This is a genomic window from Massilibacillus massiliensis, from assembly GCF_900086705.1.
GTDB lineage: Bacteria > Bacillota > Negativicutes > FLKF01 > FLKF01 > Massilibacillus > Massilibacillus massiliensis.
Genome location: NZ_LT575483.1, coordinates 849,766 through 869,961, shown reverse-complemented (window position 1 = coordinate 869,961; position 20,196 = coordinate 849,766). Strand labels below are relative to the sequence as shown.

The following is a 20,196-nucleotide window of genomic DNA, read 5'->3' as shown; positions in this document are numbered from 1 at the left end:
AATAAAGAAAAGTTTTATACAAGGAAGTGAACCAAGTGAAGAAAAAATTAAAAGTTTGCTGCAAAAAAATCATTGCTTCTGCCGTACTGATGACCTTTACCCTGCAGCCGCTTACCGTATTTGCAAATGTAGTTGCTGACCCTAATGCAAATAGTACGCAAAAGCCAGGAATCAATGAAATCAATCAAACTCCAGTTATTGATATTGCAGCACCAAATAGTAATGGACTATCACATAACCTTTATACGGATTTTAATGTAACGGCAAATGGTGTGATTTTAAATAATGCTACGCAACTTGCAAAAACTACGCTTGCTGGCGATGTACAGGCGAATGCAAATTTAAATGGGCTTGCTGCAAGCATCATTTTGAATGAAGTCACAGGGACAAATCGTACAAATTTAAATGGTATGCTCGAGGTGGCCGGAAACCGTGCTTCCGTTATCATAGCAAATCCCAATGGAATCACAGGAAATGGGTTTGGCTTTATCAATACAAATCGCGTAACTTTAGTTACCGGTACGCCAAATCTTGATGCAACTGGCGGGCTAAACTCCTTTAATGTAAGCAGTGGTGACATTGCAATTGAAGGCGGCGGTATCGGTGAAGATACACCGATGACGAAACTAGATATTCTGACTAGGGCGGCAAAGATCAATGCCGAAGTATGGGCTGATGAAATCAATATAGTCACCGGTAATAATAAAATTGACTATCAGACTTTATCAACTGAAAATATCCCAGAAAATGCAGCACAAAAACCAGTTGTAGCTCTTGATGTAGGAGCCGTCGGCGGAATGTATGCCGGAAAAATTATGGTTGTCGGTACGGAAGAGGGCTTAGGGGTTAATTTAGCTGGTGATGTATCTGCTAATAAAAATTTATCCTTGACCAATGCAGGGAAAATCGTTGTCAATGGCAATATAAGTGCGAAAGAAGTACTAACGATTACTGCTGGCGATGATTTTGTAAATAACGGGCAAATTTCTTCTAATCAAGACATTCATATAAAAGCGCAAAATATTACCAACACTGGTTTTATCAGCGCCGGTGAAGAAGATGAAGACGAAGATGAAGACGGTAATGCAACAAATACAAAAACAGTCCCAGCTGATTTTACTGCAGATGCAATGGAAAAAATTGATATTACAGGTGTGATCAGTGCCAGCAATACGATAACGTTGGCAGGGAAAAAAGTTGCCTATGAAGCGAGCAATGCAATCGCTGAAAATATTATAGTCAATCAGTCTGAACCTGATCCTACGGTAGAAGAACCGCAAAAACCTTTACCGGAAGACATAACAAAACCTCTTTTGCCTGATATACCTGATTATGCGCAAAGTGCAACGACAGACGCCGTTTCAAAACCAGAAAGCCTTGCCTTGACGGCAGATCAAAAAGCGTCGGGTGTTTATAAACCGATTATCGATAAGACTGCTAGTGGAATAGATCTTGTCCAGATTGCAACCCCGAATGCCAAAGGCATTTCAAGAAACCTCTATACCGATTTTAATATCAAATCCAGTGGTCTCATTTTAAATAATGCAACCAAATATGCCAAGACCCAACTAGGCGGCTATGTCGACTATAACAATCGTTTAGGCGGTATCAGTGCCAAAGTTATTTTAAATGAAATCACCAGCACAAATCCAAGCCAATTGAACGGCTTTATCGAGGTTGCCGGTGATAAAGCAAGCATTGTTATTGCAAATCCAAATGGTATGACCATCAATGGATTCGGTTATATCAATACCAATAATGCTGCGCTCTCTACGGGGATTATTAGTCGTTGGGAGAATGGCAATGTCGAATTTTATCCAATGGCAAATGGAGATATTCTATTACAGGGGGATGGCTTGAACGCCAGTAAAACAAATACAATAACGATTCTTGCCAAGGCATTTACCAATACTGCCTCTGAACTTTGGGCGCAGGATCTTATGTTGACAAGTAATGGAGACCTCATCAACACTGGAAAAATTGTTGCTGATGGTCAGATGACGTTAAAAAATAAAAATCTGGATAACAAAGAAAATGCACTGCTTTATAGTGGCAAAGATATGACACTAGATACAAAAGAAAATATCCGGAATAAAAATGCTGGTATAGAGGCAAAAGGCAATAGCAGAATCCGCGCGCAAAATCTTGGAAATCAAGAGGACGCCGGGATCTTTATCGGTGGAGATTTAGATCTTTCGGTGGAGCAGCTGCTAGCCAATCAACAATCTGTTATTGCTGCAAATGGCAAGGCAGATGTGATTGCAAAGAATATAAATAATGTGGAGAATGCTGTTGTATATAGTACAAATGATTTAAAAATCACGGCGGCAAATCGCATATTAAATCAATCGTCAGATATTGAAAGTCAGGGCAGTGTAACTTTGGCGGCCAATCAACTGATAAACGAAAAAGAAATATTTGAAACTTACTGGGATATCACCCATCAGACAATTTCTTATGGCATTACCCCTCGCCCGGATCATTACAGTGCGACGAGAAGATTTGCAAGAGAAATCAAAACCGGTACGATTCAAAAAGAAACTACTGATGCACAAATCTTAGCCGACAAAGACATTACTATTAACGCAGAAAATGTTACCAATCACTACAGCACAATTGCTGCAGGTCATGATTTGACCATAGATGCCCCCTATATAGAAAATTTTGGGTACCAAGGAACGATCATTACTACCGATGTCGGCAACGATACACACAACTGGAAATATAAACACCATGGGAAATGGCATCGCCATTGCCACATGGTCTATGGAACAACCGTTATTCCTTACTACAATCAGACGATCGTTGATGAACCAATTTCCAGACCCGGGGTTTTAAGCGGTGTGAACAAAGTCAAAATCACAGCAAAAATCATCGACAACAGAACCTTCAATGCTGGGAAAAATGTCATACAGAACAAAGTAGAAGATCTCACAGAACCCAACGTGTTAAATCAGTTACGAGGAAAAAGACAAGACGAACTAGCGATTGGAAGCTTAGCAATTAACAGCAAACTTTTTAATATCAATCATAATCCGACGGCAAAATACTTAATTGAAACCAATGGAAAATTTGCGGATTATAAAAGTTTTCTATCCAGTGATTACCTGCTCGAACGCGTCAAAGCTGATCCTGAAAAAGTAGCGAAACGTTTAGGTGATGGCTACTACGAACAAAAGCTTGTCACGGAACAGATCACCGAACTGACCGGAAGAAGATTTTTAAATGACTACAGCTCAGCGCTGGAACAATACAAAGCTCTCATGGAAGACGGTGCAGCCTTTGCAAAAGACTACAATCTAACGGTCGGTGTAGCCCTGACCAAAGAACAAATGGCAGCCTTAACCAGCGATATCGTATGGTTGGTTGAAGAAGAAATTAACGGCGAAAAAGTACTCGTTCCCGAAGTTTACCTCGCAGCCCTAAAACCAGGAGATCTAAAAAACAGCGGTGCACTCATAACCGGAACGGACGTAGAACTTGTCGCAAGTGATGATCTAAAAAATATTGGGACGATCAAAGCTGATAAAAGCTTAACTGTGACAGCCGGTAATATCACCAATGAAAATGGAACGCTAACAGGTTCTGATGTAAACTTGACTGCAAAAGAAAATCTAGACAATCGCAGTGCAAATATTACAGGTGACAATGTAACGATCACCGCAGGTAATATCATCAATCAAACCAATACAAAAAATGAATCCTATCGTGAGCTTAATCAAACAAAAACACTAGATACGGCAAATATTACAGCCAAAAACAACCTAACTTTAACTGCAGAAAATTCAATAAAAAATCAAGGCGCAAATCTAACCGCCGGTAAAGAACTCGTACTTACAGCGAAAAAAGATATCGACCTTGAAACTGTAGCAAAAGAAAGACACGTTGCCGTAGTTTATAACAAGTCTAGTGCCGAAGAAAATAAAATAGAGCACAGACAAGGCAATGTAACAGGGCAAAACATTACGATACATGGGGACAATGTAAATATACAGGGTACCAATATTGTCGCAGATGACACCGTAAACATTACCGGCAAAAGTGATGTAAATATCAGCGCTGTAAAAAATAGCGACGAAAGTGATGGCACCGTAGGCAGCCGTGGGGGAGAATACTTCAGACGACAAAAAAATAACGATGAAACCATCCTCAATGCAAGCATCGCAGCAGGAAAAGACATCACGATAAAAACAGGAAAAGACATCAACGTAAAAGGTTCTAATATCAGTAGTGAAGAAGGAAAAGTCACCTTAACAGGTAAAGATGTGAACCTCCTAAACGAAACTGAACACCATGAAAGTTTGAGAGAAGAACACACGGAAAGAAAAGGCTTCTTCTCATCAACGAAAACAGATATCTACGACTACCAAGCAACAGATGCAGTCGTAGGCAGCAGTATTTCAGGTGGACAAATAAAAGCAGATGCCGATCAAGATATCCATATCAAAGGATCGACAGCAGTCGCCGACAAAGATGTAGAACTAACAGCCAAAGGCAATATCAACATAGAATCTGCTGAACAAACCAGCGAAGATCTCTACAAAAAATCCGTCAAAAAATCCGGACTATTCAGCGGTGGCGGACTTGGTATCACCATAGGCAAACAAAGCCAAAAAGACAGCCAAGCCAACCAGACAATAGAACAAATCGGCGCAACCGTAGGCAGTCTAGAAGGTAATGTAGACATAAAAGCAGGCAAAGATGCCAATGTAAAAGCCAGTGACGTAATCGCAGGCAAAGACATCAACATCACCGGAGAGAACATTGCAATCGAAAGTGCAGATAATACCTATAATTCTCAAGAAAAACACGAATTCAAACAAAGTGGTTTAACAATAGCCTTAGAAAGTCAAACCATCAACACATATCAAAAAGTATATGACTCCGTAGAAAGAGCAACACAGGTTTCAGACGACCGTTTAAAAGCACTGTATGCTTATAAAGCAGATGAAGACTACAAAGCAGTAAAAGCAGCAGAAGATAAAGCGGCAAAATTAAAAGCGGAACAAGAAGCAAAAACAAAAGTAGAAACACAAAACAATAACAACGGTGATCCTACGAACCAAACAGGGAATCAGGATCAGCCGAAAAAACCAGCACAAAAAAGTGATATCTCCATCAGTGTAAGTCTAGGAACAAGCAAATCCGAAAGCAATGCAACCAGCCACACGACAGTTGCCCAAGGCAGTAGTATCACAGGCGGAGATAATGTAAAGGTCAAATCCACAAAAGGAGATATCAAGGTCAAAGGCTCAGATATCTCCGGAGAAAATGTAACCTTAGACGCAAGTGAAAATATCGAAATCATAGCCAGTGAAAATAAAAATACGAGCAACACCGACAGTAAAAGCAGTTCAGCAAGTATCGGAGCAAGCATCAATCTAGGTGATGGAAGTATTGGCGGAATCAATATAAGTGGTAGCAAACAAAAAGGAGAAATTAAAGAAAATAGCACCACCTATAACCAAAGCACAGTAACAGCCGATGATAACTTAACCATGAAATCTGGTAAGGATATCGACGTCATAGGTTCAAAAGCAAGCGGAGACAAAGTAAAAGTAGAAGCAGGAGAAAACCTAAACCTAGAAAGCCTGCAAGACCAAGAAACCTACGATGAAAAAAACAGCTCAGTCGGCGGAACGATTGGTGTAGGTACTTTCAATGCATCCGCAAGTAAAGGAAAAATAAATTCAGACTACGAAAGCGTAACCAAACAAGCCGAAATCCATGCAGGTAAAGGCGGCTTCGATATCGAAATAGGCAAAAACACCGATCTAAAAGGTGCGGTCATTAGTAGTGATGCTACACCGGATAAGAATAAGATCAGTACAGATACGCTGACTTACTCGGATATTGATAATAAGGCGGATTATGGTGCAAGTAGTAAAGGCGTAAATTACAGTAACGGCGGAGATACAAAATATAACGAACAAGGATTTACACCAAACGCTAGTACACCAGCCAATGGAGAAGCAAGCAGTACAACAAAATCCGCAGTAGCCGAAGGAACAATAGAAGTAAGAAGCAATCCAAATCAGGATTTAAGCGGATTAAGCCGAGATACAAGTAAAGCATTAAATGAACTAGGAAAAATCTTTGATAAAAAGAAAATCCAAGAACAACAAGAACTCGCAGACCTATTTGGCAAACTAGCCTTTGAAGAAGTGCATAAAATCAGTGAAGCACATGGCTGGGATGAAGGAAGTCCACAAAAAATAGCCCTTCATGCCTTCGTCGGTGGAATCATGACTGAAATAACAGGCAACGGATTCAAGTCTGGCGCAGTAGGAGCAGGTGTAAACGAAGCAGTACAAAAAGAACTAGAAAAATACTTCAAAAACCAACCAGATATGTGGCAATGGGCAAGTGCACTTATAGGGTCAGCCGCAGCCAAAGCAGTAGGTGGAAATGCACAAGCTGGCGGAAGTGTAGCAGCGAGTGGGACGAAGAATAATAATTTATATGAATCAGTTGCGCGTACTGCAATAAGAATAGGTGTTTTACCTAATCCAGAAAATATGCAGAATGATTATGTATATGTTGAACTAAGTGGAGACCTTCCATTTGTAGGATCACTTGGGGGCGGATATATAATGGATAAGAATGGGGAATTATATAGATTTTCAGAGAAAGGTTGGAGTCTAGGCTTGCCTATCCCACTTGTTGGTGCAGCGGGAGTAGGTAATGTTGATACAACATGGAAAGATGGAGGCGGAAACATACGAGATGCAATTGAAGGAATGAGTGCAAGTGGTGGAGGAAGTTCACTGGTATCAGCAAATGTATCTGTTGCAACTAATGGTGCACTTACTTTCGAAGTTGGATTTGAAACAAGTGCAGGTGTTACGTTTGCTACGAGAGATGCTGAGTGGGTGGGCAGTATTTATCAGGATAATTAATATTTACGTTTATAGAATTTTATACAATAAAAATTATGTCAAATAAATAATAGAGGAGGAGTCTCAAAATTTATAAAAAAATCAAATGGGTTATATGCGGTTTTATTGTTTTAAACTTCATTTCTATTTGGGGAGTAGGAATAATAAGTAGTATAGTAGCTTTGCCCGTAGAAGAGCAGGAATATTTAATAGAAAATGAAGTCAAGAATATAAACTTTGCTAAATTTTCTACATTATCAAAAACTCATTATAATAAGAGAATATTTTCAAGGTCACGAAATGATATATATGAATATCCAATAGCTTTTAATTTGAAGCAAGTAGAGGAAATGTGCCTGAATGAATTAAAAAAAGAAGAATGGATTATTCTAAAAGTAAACGTAATCAACGCTGAAAAAAAAGTTATAATTTTACAAAAACAAAATTTATATGCATTTTTAAGATTTGAAGAGAAGAATATTTTTTCTTTTCAAATAGGATACATAACTTTTGAAAAGAAAATCAATGGTTTTTCTTGATTTGGGATTAATGGGGTCAGGATTGAGTTATTAAATAAATTGACTTATTTAACTTTCTTATATAATTATCAAAGTTTTTTAAAGGTATAGTAAAATCACGAAGAGAATAAGAAGGATAAAAATAACTCAAAAATAAATAAGTCAAGCCTGACCTCGAAAGCTCCGAAAGCTCCGAAAGCTCCGAAAGCTCCGAAAGCTCAACGACTTTAGGACGGCGATTTATAGACGTATTTTCTGAAGGAGTAGCGCATGAATCTAAAGTTGGATATGTTCCATTAACAAATTTCATTAAGAAACAAGTATTAAAGGATGCTGAATTACTTGCGGAGAATAAAGTAGATGAGGTAAAGTGGCATTTTTATAGAAGCGCCATTACGGGGAAAATTGGACCATCACAACCACTCTTAGATTTTTTAGAACAACATGGTATAAAATATGTAATACATGATTAAGGAGAGAATGTTATGCTATATCCTTTAATGGATCCGCCTAATTTTATGTCTTATGATGATATGACAAGATCCGAAGCAAAAAAACATTTGGAATGGTATGTAAATCAAATACCAGAGCGATTAGAATTGCTTAGAAAAGCCTATGAGGAGACAGGGGGAGGTGCAAAAGAAGAACTAGATTATTCAGTTGAATCGTTAAGAAGATTATGGGAATGGTTTATACCTTTGATTTAAGGGACAAGGGGACAGGTTAAGTGTCCCACAAATGGAAAAGATGGTATACTAATAATGAAATATTTAAGTGAAATAGGAATAACAACGATTAGTCAATTGAAACAATTAAAAAAGGACAACGGGATAACGTAATTCTAAATATGAAAGAAAAAGAGGGAATGAGAATCGGACAATTAGCAAGGATAACTGGAATTTCTAAAAGTGTAATCGGCTAGATTGTAGTGGAACGGTAAACCTGTCCCCTTGTCCCTCCGTGGCTTAGGAAATTTAGAACAAACTCTACGATCAGAAGGTAAAAGTTTAGAAGAAATAGCAAGGACATTACAGCAAGCAAGACGAGACTTAGGAGTTCAATATAAAGATATGACTTCCCCAGAAATGCTCGAAGTAATCTATGCGCGGAACATAGAAAAATATGGTGATAAGTTAGGACCTACAGTTGATTGGCTTAGAGCAAGAGGGAAGTCATGGGAACAAATTATCGAAAGTTCTAAAACACCAGGGAAAGAATTTAATGATTTAGCAGGCATAAAATGAGGAGATTGAAAAATGAGTAAGAATATTATATTTCTACAAAATAACGATATTTGGCTAGAAGTTATGCAGTTAAATACTATAACTGGCGGTACTAAAATTTTGAAACGTACTGATGAATATAAAATCAGTGGACATTTTGGGGAGGTGAACAATGAAATTGTAATGTTTTACAGAAAAGATAAATATTTGTATCTTAATCTTAAAAACAGAGAGATATCATTGTGTGACAGTACTATTAACTTATCATTTGAAAGAATTGATAAGAATAATAAATTTTCAATTAATAGAGGGAATGATATTTTATACTCAGTGATATACCCATCATGTATTTATGATCCAGTAAATATTGCAGATTTTGATTTTAATAGTGATAGGGAAGAAGATCAAGATTTTTTCCTCTTTGTTTATAATGTTATGCAAAACAAAGATTGGCAAAGTCGAATCTATTTTTAATTGAGTGTATAGTATAATACTAAACAATATCAAATCCTATAAATCAAAGAGGTCAGTGGACGTAAAAATCCGCTGACCTCTCTCTTTCTCTCAGGTGTCGTCTCGTGATCAAAAATAAAGGGACAAGGGGACAGATTGCACTGCAACTAAAATTCGGACACTGTCCCTATGGGGAAAAATAACATTTTTTAACAATATTGTCTTCTATAACTGACAGGGGACATCCCCTTTAAACGAGCTTGAAAACGTTCATTGTTATAATAATATAAAAGATGACAAAAAAGGAACGTCCCTTAATGTTACTGATAAAATGACAAGGGGACGGAGAAAGTGTCTTCTCGAGACAAAACCACCGTCCCTTCGTCTTCCTTCGTCTTCCTTCGTCTTCCTTCGTCTTCCTTCGTCTTCTGGGAATATTTGAAAAAACAGAACGAGATAGAATCCTACAAAAGTTAAAAAATTCAGGATTATCAATAAGAGAAATAGAACGAGCAACAGGGATATCAAGAGGGATTGTAGCTAAAAGTTGACAAAAAAGGAACGTCCCGTAATGTCCTAGACTATCTGATGCGGGGGTGAATAATTGGTGACTTCCATGTAAGACCTAAACATTCTGCAGCTCTTAAACCTGTATAGTATGAAATAATAAATGGAATATAATATTCGGAATTGCTTACCTGGGCAAATACGTCTTTTATAGTTCTTGGGGATAATGCTTTGGATTTTTTTTGCTTTGGCATATATTTAGGTTTAATTACGTTCTTCAGAGGATTTTCATTAATATATCCACAGGTTAGGTGTGCGTATTTAAATGCACCGGATAATATTGCATATAATACATACCTTCGAGATGTAACAGAGCAAGAAGTCATAAATCGCTTCACAACTGCAGAAATAAAAGTTGAAATGACAAATCACAATACGGTTAATAATGAAATGGATCTCGATGGCATAGTAAATCATCTCGAAAATAAAGTTGATGAAACTATGCGGATGGCTGCTGAAGGAGTGCATGTTTAATGAGAAAATTATAAAATACAATTTATTTGCAATAATACAGCCAGAGCTTAAAAGTTTTGACTGTATTTTTTTTTGAATATGTTATTCCATTATTTAGGAAGGAAGTTGCGGGGGTTTGTCGAACGCTATATTTGTAAGTGGGGGTGAAATTATGGATGAGCAAGACATTATTGGACGTATAAGAGCAGACTTTATACAACTAAAGGTGGATGGAATTCAAAGTGTAATGGTTGATAACTTATTAAAATATATTGATACACTAAATCATGCTCAAGATGTAGAAGCAAAACGTTTCTTGGCGAAATTATCACATGAACGAGAGCTGGAGCAATATAAAGCGGAGAATCAATCTAGAATTTCTAATGTGGATCGCTTAGAAAAAGATCAAATACTTATGACAAAATCGGCAATTGAAATAGGTCAATATGCATTAAGGTATGCAATAATCATCAATGGTGGTGCGGGTGTTGCTTTACTTGCTTTCTCTGGAAACATTTTATCAAATGGTGGTAGTGTTAATAATTGTTTGGCAAGTAGTCTGCTGCTCTTTGCATTTGGAGTGTTATCCACAGCAATATCGAGTGGTGCTTCATATTTGAGTCAATGGTATTACGCTTCTTCATTTGCAAAGCAGAAAGATAAAATAGTAGAGGAAATCAATGCTGGCGAAAGGCATACTAATACTACTGACTGTAATAGTTGTCTAGATGAAAAGAAGGGGGATTTGTATCGCAATATAGCTATTGGGTTGGCAATAGCGGGATATGGATTTTTCTTAATAGGCATTATTACTACATATAGAAGCTTTTAAATAATTGCACTAATTCTTTAAATCGAGCGTTATTATTAAATGTTAATGGCTACAGCCTATTCGTGATGGACGAGGAATAATCAAATTAATGACAGGTTGATTAAAGAAGAGTAATACAAAAATTAAAATGGAGGAATTTAAATGAAAGTATACTCAAAAATTATTCATGTAATGGCAGATGGTACAGTTAGAGATTCAATTGAAGGCGTAGTAATTCCATTAAACGAAAAAACAGAATGATTTTATCGTTTAATGGTTGATTTAGCCAAAAAACAAAAAATGCTTGCTCAGTCACAGAAATAGAAAAAATATGCTGATAGAGTGGCTTACAGGTTGTTAAGAAATGTTAAGGTTCAATCAATAATATGCTAATCATAGTATGCAAAAACCAATGCTGATAAATTGCTAAGAAACCTTAAGATTTATCTTATTAAATCAATGCTCAAAGTTATAAATTGTTGGAGAATGTTTAAATTAGCTGTAAATAGTTACATACAAGGGAGTATGACGAGTGGAAAAAGAAGAATTCATAAGTAAAGCAAAAGAGCTTGGCTATACGGATGAAATGATTAATGAACATATCAGATTGAATGAAGAAGCTGAAAGACAGGGAATAAAAGTACCTTGGGAATTTGGTCTTGTAGAATTACCAGTTGATTAAATCACTTACAAATTAATTAGAGAGGTCTGAATAATGTCTAATCAAATTGAACAATTAAAATTTTTAAGAGCTGAAGAAGTAGCCGAAATATTACAAGTATCGAAATGGCATGCGTATAAAATTATACGAGATTTGAATGAAGAATTAAAGAAAAAAGGGAAGATCGTTGTTGCCGGAAGAATTTCAAGACGATATTTTGAAGAAAAGTTTTATTAAGTCAGTAAAAAATGCTTGCTCAGTGATAAGAGTATTGCTTTCAAAAATCAAACCTAAAGCTTGTCAAAACTTTACATTAGCTATTATTAGGGGAGGATATTACTGATCAGCATGAACCAAAGAAATTAAATATAAAGAACCTTTGATAGTTAAGGTGTAAAAGGAGAAATCATGTTTCTAAAGTTTTGGAATAAAGATAGAGAAATTACCCGCAAAATTCAGGCCATGGCTTGTTTTATAGAGAATGAGAAATTTGTGGATTATCCGTTGTGTTGGCAAGAATGTTCGTGTAGTGGAAGAAATGATTTGATTCATTACTTAAATAGTAATGAGAAACTATTTAGAGGGATCGTGAATATAGAGTTTAATAAACGGATTACAGGGGAAATAACAAATATACTATCTATCGATGGGATATCATGTTCGAGAAGTCCAGTTGAAAAATATGCCGATTTAAATGAATTTGCTTTGAGTTTGAAAAAAGACGCTAAAAAGTTATATAAAGATAAAAATGCGATTGAATTTATTACAGACCAAGACTTTGAGGACAATTGCAATTTTATAAAAGAAGAATACCATAAACTACATAGTATTGCCGTTCAAGGCTGGAATAACAAAAAATATATATTGAATGACAATTGCTCAGAGGGACAAGGGGACAGGTTTAGCGTCCCACAAATGGAAAAGATGGTATACTAATAATGAAATATTTAAGTGAAATAGGAATAACAACGATTAGTCCATTGCAACAATTAAAAAAGGACAACGGGATAACGTAATTCTAAATATGAAAGAAAAAGAGGGAATAAGAATCGGACAAGTAGTAAGGATAACTGGAATTTCTAAAAGTGTAATCGGCTAGATTGTAGTGGGACAGTAAACCTGTCCCTTTGTCCCCCTTTGTCCCACTAATCCCGTCAGAATAGAAATTCCATCACCAAATAGATTGCGAATACCAAATGGGAATGAGCCCGGAGTCAATTCAGAGTGGTTACCAGGTGGATATACAAGTGGTGGTATTCCAGAAGCCGTAATAGATCAACTGAACCCTGGAGAATATACGGTAACTACTATTAAATAATATAGGAGAGATGATGAAATGGAAGAAATAATATTTAGTAAATATGGGTGTGATATTTTTATACGAGATAGAAAATATTATCTTCGGCACGATATAGGGCACTTTAATATTGAAATGAGAGATGATGAAATTTTGGAAGAGGAAGCAATTAAAGCTCAAAAAAGTAAACAGAATTTGATTGAATTAATTGATAAATATACAAGGTGAAGCGTACTTTTGCCTAAGCAATAAGAAGGTCAGTGGACGTAAAAATCCGCTGGCCTGTGCGCCAACAAATTTGATGATCCAGACTTAGATCTTGCAAAAAGGGTTTTAAAGTCGAAAGGCCTTGATCCAGATGATCCAGAAAACATGACAAAGGGGACGTTCCCTTTTTGACAACAAAATAATAAAATTAAGGGGCGTGACAAAAAAGGAACGTCCCTTAATGTCGAGAATACTTGAACGGCTGGGACTTACTTCTGAAGAAGCAGTACTTGCTAGTGAAGAAAATATAATAAAAATAGTTGAAGAATATAATATTTGGCAGGCGCGGATAGTTGTTTTTTCACACACGCTACCAGAATTTGCAGAACAGGAAACGATGAATCCAAATTCCAATATAGTGGCACTAGGAAATTACTGGAAGGATGGCGTTTCCTATGTACAAGTGGCAAAAGATATGGAAGCTACATATTTTGAAGTGCGTAATTGGAGTCAATTAGTCGCAGAATTTGGTGAGACAAATATGTGGAAAATTAATCAAAAATTTTTAGAACAACAAGTGAATGCTGGAAAGAACTTTGTTTTTTCGCATAATCCATTTGAAGCTGACGGATACTTTTTAAATGAAGTAGATTACTTGATAAGCAGAGGATATACTTTTTGGCAGGAGGGTTCAATTTGGCATGCAATGAAGTAGTTTTAGAGGTGGTGTCTTATGAGCAATGAAAAAAATAATATAGCGAAGAGTATTTTCATGAAATATTGTGGAAGTCACTTTCATATGGAGAGGGAAGGCAACTATAAATATTATAAAAGTTTTGATGTTTCAGAAGAACAGGAAAGCTTATGGATTGATGAGTGTCAGAATGAATTGTTGAATGAAATTAAAAGTGAGGATGTTGTAAGTTTTAATTTTATAAAACTTGTGGGTATAATTAGTCAATATAAGCGTATTGACGGATTATGCGCATTATTGGAATTTGTAAAAATGAAAAATGGGAAATTAGACACATTTTCACAAATAAGAATAGCTGAAGAGATTATGGGTGTTGTGAAAGCATTTGATGCTAATGCAATGAATATTGACGTAATACGTGAAGCACAAAAGCTCGCTTCTGATATAGTGAATAATATTGATATAGATAATGTATCAATAGCGATATACTATAAGGATCTTGGATATTTAACAGATATATTAACAGAAGAAAATATAATTAATAGGATTAAAAATTTTAGAAGGAGATGGGATAAATATACAAGTTGACGGTTATTGTGAAAACAACACCTAAAAAAGACAACAAAAAGCAAACCTGAATAAATAGGTGAAATTTAGTTGCTTATTGAGATTTAACGGAGCCTAAGCTATATTTGAATTAGCTATTATTTAATGGTGGAGAGAATGCAAGTTGACGCGTACTTTTGTCTCACTAACTCAAACTTCGCACATCAATAAAAGCCTATGACAAAGGAGACGTTCCCTTTTTGACAACAAAATAATAAAATTAAGGGACGTGACAAAAAAGGAACGTCCCTTGATGTCTGGTGGTAATGCTCAAGCGGGAGCTAATGCAGCATATAATGGAGTGAAATATAATGATTACGTTCATAAACCAACTGCAGAAGGCTCGATAATTTATGATCCAGATAAAGGTTTTTATAAGATTCGCTACGATGAAAATGGCGAAGAAGACGATGAATACATGGGAAGTGACTGGTATCCAGATCCGAACCAACGGTATTGGCGTCAAGATAAAGATGATAATTATGGAACTATGGGCTGGGAATATGAAGCTGGAAATGAAAAATATGGTGGACCATATAAAGATCATGAAGTGGATGTTAAGTCATATTATGGTGTTAATATTGTAGATGATCATGGATATAAGGCAAGTGTAGATCTTAAAGGTAAATTAGACGAATATGGGAGAGTTGCACAAGATTTCCTTCCATTCTATGGTACTGGAGCTGGTTTGACTAGTAAGGGCGTTAAGACAGTAGAAGAAGTAAGTGCTTGGTCTAAATTAACAGGGATTGATTTGCAATTATTTGCTGAAGGTGGAGAAGCTGCGATATCAGCGGCCGGTAGCATAAATCCAAGCGATATAAGATTTACACAAAGTAGTATATCAGCTATATTTAAAGATGGTAGAACAGTTAGTGAATTAATTAATGGTTTAAAAACTGGAGAGATTAGCTCAACAAGTATTGCACCTATAAGAGTCTTCGAGAGAGATGGAAAATTTTTCACTTTGGACAATCGTCGGTTATATGCATATCAACAAGCAGGTATTGCAGTTCCATTTAGATGGGCTGCTGCTGAGGAAGTTGCCAATGAATCATGGGAATTTACTACTAAAAATGGCGGTGTAGGTATTCGGGTAAGGGGAGGTGAAGATTGAAATGAAAATAGAGGTCGTAAATACAGGTTTTAAGATAAACGAAACACCGTTAGAAGAAATAGATATAAAAAATTCTCGTGTAACGGTAATATTTGATGATGCTTTTGAAAAACGTCGTAAAATATCATTTTGTCCTTATCAAGGAGTTAAAATTACTACTATAGATTGCGTAAATGTTAATTCATTTTTGATAAATGGAAAACGTTCATTCAATATGTTAGAAGTAGCTGATTCACAGTGGTTAATTATTTTAAAAGAGAATTTAAGAAAAAATGATTACACGGCTGAATTTTTAGAAAAGGCTCATCATTATGTACTACCTTTTCAAGATACAATGCTAGAAATAATAGCTTGGGATAATTTTATAGTAGAATAATTCAATAGCAAAAGAGGTTAACGTGGACAAAGGGGACGTTCCCTTTTTTGACAACAAAATAATAAAATTAAGGGACGTGACAAAAAAGGAACGTCCCTTAATGTCTTTGGGGATCAATATACAAAAGTAAATGGAAAGAAAGCGCTAAAACCAGATATTGAATATACGACAAAAGAAGGGTATACGTATTTGACAGATGGTAATGGAAGAATCTCATCTGTTGAAGCGAAATTAGAGCTAGGAAAAGCGGATCGTAATACATATGCACAAAAAACAGTTGGCAGAGAAGATAGATTACCTACAGATGATGGTGGTCACTTAATTGCAAGTATATTTAAGGGATCAGGAGAACTTGATAATTTAGTACCAATGAACTCTACGCTAAATCGAAGTGAATATAAGATTTTAGAAAATACTTGGAAAAATGCTTTGAAGGAAGGAAAAACGGTAAATGTTAAAATCGAACCAAATTATAATAGTAGCTCGATAAGACCATCTAAATTTGACATTGAGTATACAATTGATGGTAAAAAATATAATAACAGTTTAACTAACTATGAATGAGGTGGAAGATATGGAGAATAAAAGAATGGAAACATTATACATGGAGATTGCTGAGTTACTAAATAAGATGATTCCAGAAGAATGGTCAAGAATTTTATTATACTCAGAAGTTCGAGAAGGTATGTCACAAGTGTATTTTTATTATTATCCTAAATTACAGAATAAGCCAATATATAGTTTAGATATTGTAGATATCTACGATATCGATAAACAAAATTATAAAAATATAGATCACAAGTTATATGATTGTTTCGAAAGACTCTGGGAGGAATTTAAAATACAGGGGCAAGAACCATGGACGCATCTCACATTTTTCCTAGATAGTACAGGAAAAATGAAAATTGACTATAATTATGATGATATATCTCAAATAAGCCCGGTAGAAAAACAAGATAAATGGGAAGCTAAATACTTAGGCATCTAATAATTCATAGTCAAAGTGGCGCGAAATTTTGTCTCAAAAATATAATAGGCCAGCGGAAGTAAAAATCCGTTGACCTATTTTTTCTCATGTAAAAGAACAGGGGTATTAACAATAAGTTTTAATATCAAAAATATCTTTCACGGAAAGCAAGCGAAGGAAAAACACCAAGAGATCGTTTAGACTGGAAAGAAACAAGAGACTATTGGCTAAATGATTCACCAATGGCAAGAGGTAATGCATTTAATGATAAGGCTGTAGACCAAGATTGGTACAAATATAATGAAGTTAACTTAAGCAATGGAAAGCGGCTGGATTCGTATGATCCTAAAAAAGGCGAAATAGTATCGAGAAAAGCAACAAACTTGGCGGATGTGGAATTATCAACATTTGAGGCTTATTTAAAAGAATTGAAGGGACAAGGGGACAGGCTTAGTGTCCCAAAAATGGAAAAGATGGTATACTAATAATGAAATATTTAAGTGAAATAGGAATAACAACGATTAGTCAATTGCAACAATTAAAAAAGGACAACGGGATAACGTAATTCTAAATATGAAAGAAAAAGAGGGAATAAGAATCGGACAATTAGCAAGGATAAGTGGAATTTCTAAAAGTGTAATCGGCTAGATTGTAGTGGGACGGTAAACCTGTCCCCTTGTCCCCAAATTTGACTTTAGTACAATGCAAATGGTACCTAAAAATTAGGAGGGAAATAAATGAATTATGAAATAATATTTAAACAGGAATTTGAAAATATAATGAATAAATATGATATGAAATATTTAAATGTTGATAATAATGAATTTGCAATAGTGGGTAAAGATTTTGCGTTGATTTTTATGATACATTTAGACGATATATTTATTTCTTATGTTATGCGAAATAGTCATAGAGAATTAGAAATATATAATTTTGATTCATTTATAGTTGAAAAATTTAATGCTATTGATAGAGAAAATATTAAAGAAGCTAATACAGTTGAAGAAAGGATAAAAAATAGATTGAAAATTATTACTAGAGGCTTGAGAAATCATTGGGATGGTTTGATGAAAGGTGATAAAAATTGGGTAGAGGATTATTTGGTGTATTCATTGGCTGGAAAGCCAAGAAAGGCAAATAAAAAAATTCTAGATATAATAGGAATTTAAAACGTTATATAGACAAGGTGACGCGTACTTTTGTCTAAACATAAAAAGGTCAGTGGAAGTAAAAATCCGCTGACCTATCTTTTTCTCTCAGGTGTTGTCTGTTGATCGAACAATAATTGAATAATATTAGTGACAAAGGGGACGTTCCCTTTTTGACAACAAAATAATAAAATTAAGGGACGTGACAAAAAAGGAACGTCCCTTAATTTTCACTATCAATGCTTTAGGAAAAATCTTTGATAAGAAGAAAGTACAAGAGCAACAGGAATTAACGAAAGTATTTGGTCAAGAAGCCTATAAAGCAATCGGTGATTTGTCATTAAAGCAATACAAAAAAGCACTTGATGATGCGGCGAAAGCAGATAAAGCCGGTGATAAAACAGCCTGGGAATTAATGGGGTCAGGCTTGAGTTATATAAAAATTGACTTAAGGGACAAGGGGACAGGTTTAGTGTCCCACAAATGGAAAAGATGGTATACTAATAATGAAATATTTAAGTGAAATAGGAATAACAACGATTAGTCAATTGCAACAATTAAAAAAGGACAACGGGATAACGTAATTCTAGATATGAAAGAAAAAGAGGGAATAAGAATCGGACAATTAGCAAGGATAACTGGAATTTCTAAAAGTGTAATCGGCTAGATTGTAGTGGGACGGTAAACCTGTCCCTTTGTCCCTCCAAAAGTAAATGGAAAGAAAACGCTAAAACCAGATATTGAATATACGACAAAAGAAGGGTATACGTATCTGACGGATGGTAATGGAAGAATTTCATCTGTTGAAGCGAAATTAGAGCTAGGAAAAGCGGATCGTAATACATATGCACAAAAAACAGTTGGTAGAGAAGATAGATTACCTACAGATGATGGTGGTCACTTAATTGCAAGTATATTTAAGGGGTCAGGAGAACTTGATAATTTAGTACCAATGAACTCTACGTTAAATCGAAGTGAATATAAGATTTTAGAAAATACTTGGAAAAATGCTTTAAAGGATGGAAAAGAAGTAACCATAAAAGTTGCGCCAATATATGAAAAAGATTCTATGCGCCCTGCACAATTTAGAGTTGATTATAGTATTAATGGTGAAAAATATAAAGCAGAGTTGCCTAATTATAAGGAGTGATAGATTATGGAAACTGATAGAATGGAACAACTATATCGAGAGATAGCTAATAATATAAATCACATAATCCCAGAAGAATGGAAAAATTTATATTTATATGCAGAGATAAGGGAGGGGTATGCTAGTGTATTTTTCTATTATTATCCACTAGGAAGTGATACACCAGTAAATTCATTAGAAATAACAGATAAATTTATTATTGATGATAATTATTTTTCAGATCTTGACCATCAGTTATATAATGTTTTTAGAAGACTTTCAGACGAATTTAAATTTCAGAAACAAGAGATATGGACAAATTTAACTCTAACCTTGAGCTGTAAAGGCGATTTTAAAATAAACTATGAGTATGATGATGTTTCCCAGATAAGTCCTGTAGAAAAAAAAGAAAAATGGAAAGCTAAGTATTTGGGGTTATAAAAGAATAGACAAGATGACGGCTATGTTTGTCTAAATTAAATTTAATTTAAAGAGTAGGAATGGCTAGCAGAAATGTTAGCCATTTTTGCTAACCAAACAAACGTCAACATAGGGATTGACGGGGTCAGGCTTGAGTTATATAAAAATGGGACGAGGGGACAGGTTAAGTGTCCAACAAATGGAAAAGATGGTATACTAATAATGAAATATTTAAGTGAAATAGGAATAACAACGATTAGCCAATTGCAACAATTAAAAAAGGACAATGGGATAACGTAATTCTAAATATGAAAGAAAAAGAGGGAATAAGAATCGGACAATTAGCAAGGATAAGTGGAATTTCTAAAAGTGTAATCGGCTAGATTGTAGTGGGACAGTAAACCTGTCCCTTTGTCCCTCTTTAGAAAATTCAGCAAGATATGATGGCTTTTGGGAGAAAACTGCTGCTATTACCCGATCTATAGTAAACAATCATACATTTGATAATGGTAATAAACGTACGGCAATGGCGGTAATTCAATCGTTAATGGAGAGAAATAATATATCTACCGGAGCTAGTATAGAGGGAATGAAGGAGGTAATCTATAAAATATCGACTGGTGAACTAAAAGATGTTAATGAAATTGCAAAAGCATTAAGGGGGTTTTAAT

Annotated in this window: 24 protein-coding genes and 1 pseudogene; 24 read left to right on the top strand and 1 reads right to left on the bottom strand. The window is 35.3% G+C overall.

Annotated elements, in window-relative coordinates:
* Positions 1-35: 35 nt before the first annotated feature.
* The 5 genes from BN6559_RS04500 (at position 36) to BN6559_RS04485 (ending at position 9,093) form a co-directional block, all read left to right on the top strand.
* Positions 36-6,899: a two-partner secretion domain-containing protein gene (locus tag BN6559_RS04500; protein ID WP_110953624.1), complete on the top strand. Its 6,864-nt coding sequence runs from the start codon at positions 36-38 to the stop codon at positions 6,897-6,899.
* Between the two features lie 161 nt (positions 6,900-7,060).
* Complete coding sequence (locus BN6559_RS04495; protein WP_110953623.1) at positions 7,061-7,417, top strand: hypothetical protein; 357 nt, start codon at positions 7,061-7,063, stop codon at positions 7,415-7,417.
* 464 nt (positions 7,418-7,881) lie between these two features.
* On the top strand, positions 7,882-8,103 hold the full coding sequence (locus tag BN6559_RS04490) for a hypothetical protein (RefSeq protein WP_110953622.1): 222 nt from the start codon (positions 7,882-7,884) through the stop codon (positions 8,101-8,103).
* Positions 8,104-8,466: 363 nt separating this feature from the next.
* Positions 8,467-8,640 (top strand): hypothetical protein, encoded by a 174-nt coding sequence (locus BN6559_RS19170; protein WP_199883738.1) that lies wholly within the window; start codon positions 8,467-8,469, stop codon positions 8,638-8,640.
* Positions 8,641-8,652: 12 nt separating this feature from the next.
* Positions 8,653-9,093 carry a hypothetical protein gene (locus BN6559_RS04485; protein WP_110953621.1) on the top strand — a complete coding sequence of 147 codons (441 nt, stop codon included), beginning with the start codon at positions 8,653-8,655 and terminating at the stop codon, positions 9,091-9,093.
* Positions 9,094-9,281: 188 nt separating this feature from the next.
* Here BN6559_RS04485 and BN6559_RS19790 read toward each other — a convergent pair.
* Positions 9,282-9,353 (bottom strand): annotated as a pseudogene (locus tag BN6559_RS19790) (IS3 family transposase); the annotation flags it as partial.
* 457 nt (positions 9,354-9,810) lie between these two features.
* Between BN6559_RS19790 and BN6559_RS19165 the strand changes: the two are divergent.
* From BN6559_RS19165 to BN6559_RS19780, 19 genes are all read left to right on the top strand, one after another.
* Positions 9,811-10,113 carry a hypothetical protein gene (locus tag BN6559_RS19165; RefSeq protein ID WP_199883737.1) on the top strand — a complete coding sequence of 101 codons (303 nt, stop codon included), beginning with the start codon at positions 9,811-9,813 and terminating at the stop codon, positions 10,111-10,113.
* Positions 10,114-10,264: 151 nt separating this feature from the next.
* Positions 10,265-10,924 carry a hypothetical protein gene (locus tag BN6559_RS04465; protein WP_110953620.1) on the top strand — a complete coding sequence of 220 codons (660 nt, stop codon included), beginning with the start codon at positions 10,265-10,267 and terminating at the stop codon, positions 10,922-10,924.
* A 141-nt stretch (positions 10,925-11,065) separates the two neighbouring features.
* Entirely contained in the window at positions 11,066-11,164 is a 99-nt protein-coding gene (locus BN6559_RS19785) for a BOW99_gp33 family protein (protein ID WP_407656749.1), read from the top strand.
* A gap of 271 nt (positions 11,165-11,435) precedes the next feature.
* Positions 11,436-11,585 (top strand): hypothetical protein, encoded by a 150-nt coding sequence (locus BN6559_RS19160; protein WP_199883736.1) that lies wholly within the window; start codon positions 11,436-11,438, stop codon positions 11,583-11,585.
* Positions 11,586-11,618: 33 nt separating this feature from the next.
* The gene (locus BN6559_RS04460; RefSeq protein WP_110953619.1) at positions 11,619-11,801 is read left to right on the top strand and encodes a MarR family transcriptional regulator; all 183 of its coding nucleotides are present in this window, start codon (positions 11,619-11,621) and stop codon (positions 11,799-11,801) included.
* Positions 11,802-11,972: 171 nt separating this feature from the next.
* Positions 11,973-12,500: a hypothetical protein gene (locus tag BN6559_RS04455; RefSeq protein ID WP_110953618.1), complete on the top strand. Its 528-nt coding sequence runs from the start codon at positions 11,973-11,975 to the stop codon at positions 12,498-12,500.
* 400 nt (positions 12,501-12,900) lie between these two features.
* Positions 12,901-13,089 carry a hypothetical protein gene (locus BN6559_RS04450; RefSeq protein ID WP_110953617.1) on the top strand — a complete coding sequence of 63 codons (189 nt, stop codon included), beginning with the start codon at positions 12,901-12,903 and terminating at the stop codon, positions 13,087-13,089.
* Between the two features lie 220 nt (positions 13,090-13,309).
* Positions 13,310-13,783, top strand: coding sequence for a hypothetical protein (locus tag BN6559_RS04445; protein ID WP_110953616.1), 474 nt, complete (start codon positions 13,310-13,312; stop codon positions 13,781-13,783).
* Between the two features lie 18 nt (positions 13,784-13,801).
* Positions 13,802-14,350 (top strand): hypothetical protein, encoded by a 549-nt coding sequence (locus tag BN6559_RS04440; protein ID WP_110953615.1) that lies wholly within the window; start codon positions 13,802-13,804, stop codon positions 14,348-14,350.
* A gap of 271 nt (positions 14,351-14,621) precedes the next feature.
* Positions 14,622-15,485: a hypothetical protein gene (locus tag BN6559_RS04435; protein ID WP_110953614.1), complete on the top strand. Its 864-nt coding sequence runs from the start codon at positions 14,622-14,624 to the stop codon at positions 15,483-15,485.
* Between the two features lies 1 nt (position 15,486).
* Positions 15,487-15,861, top strand: a complete 375-nt coding sequence (locus BN6559_RS04430) for a hypothetical protein (protein WP_110953613.1) — start codon at positions 15,487-15,489, stop codon at positions 15,859-15,861.
* A 66-nt stretch (positions 15,862-15,927) separates the two neighbouring features.
* Positions 15,928-16,425 carry a DNA/RNA non-specific endonuclease gene (locus BN6559_RS04425; protein WP_110953612.1) on the top strand — a complete coding sequence of 166 codons (498 nt, stop codon included), beginning with the start codon at positions 15,928-15,930 and terminating at the stop codon, positions 16,423-16,425.
* Positions 16,426-16,435: 10 nt separating this feature from the next.
* The gene (locus tag BN6559_RS04420) at positions 16,436-16,849 is read left to right on the top strand and encodes an immunity protein YezG family protein (RefSeq protein WP_110953611.1); all 414 of its coding nucleotides are present in this window, start codon (positions 16,436-16,438) and stop codon (positions 16,847-16,849) included.
* A gap of 221 nt (positions 16,850-17,070) precedes the next feature.
* The gene (locus tag BN6559_RS04415) at positions 17,071-17,313 is read left to right on the top strand and encodes a hypothetical protein (RefSeq protein WP_110953610.1); all 243 of its coding nucleotides are present in this window, start codon (positions 17,071-17,073) and stop codon (positions 17,311-17,313) included.
* Positions 17,314-17,565: 252 nt separating this feature from the next.
* Entirely contained in the window at positions 17,566-17,997 is a 432-nt protein-coding gene (locus BN6559_RS04410; protein WP_110953609.1) for a hypothetical protein, read from the top strand.
* Positions 17,998-18,178: 181 nt separating this feature from the next.
* Positions 18,179-18,499, top strand: coding sequence for a hypothetical protein (locus BN6559_RS04405; RefSeq protein WP_110953608.1), 321 nt, complete (start codon positions 18,179-18,181; stop codon positions 18,497-18,499).
* 216 nt (positions 18,500-18,715) lie between these two features.
* Positions 18,716-19,126 (top strand): DNA/RNA non-specific endonuclease, encoded by a 411-nt coding sequence (locus BN6559_RS04400; protein WP_110953607.1) that lies wholly within the window; start codon positions 18,716-18,718, stop codon positions 19,124-19,126.
* Positions 19,127-19,132: 6 nt separating this feature from the next.
* Positions 19,133-19,546: an immunity protein YezG family protein gene (locus BN6559_RS04395; protein WP_110953606.1), complete on the top strand. Its 414-nt coding sequence runs from the start codon at positions 19,133-19,135 to the stop codon at positions 19,544-19,546.
* A 382-nt stretch (positions 19,547-19,928) separates the two neighbouring features.
* Complete coding sequence (locus BN6559_RS19780) at positions 19,929-20,195, top strand: type II toxin-antitoxin system death-on-curing family toxin (RefSeq protein WP_110953604.1); 267 nt, start codon at positions 19,929-19,931, stop codon at positions 20,193-20,195.
* Position 20,196: the final 1 nt, after the last annotated feature.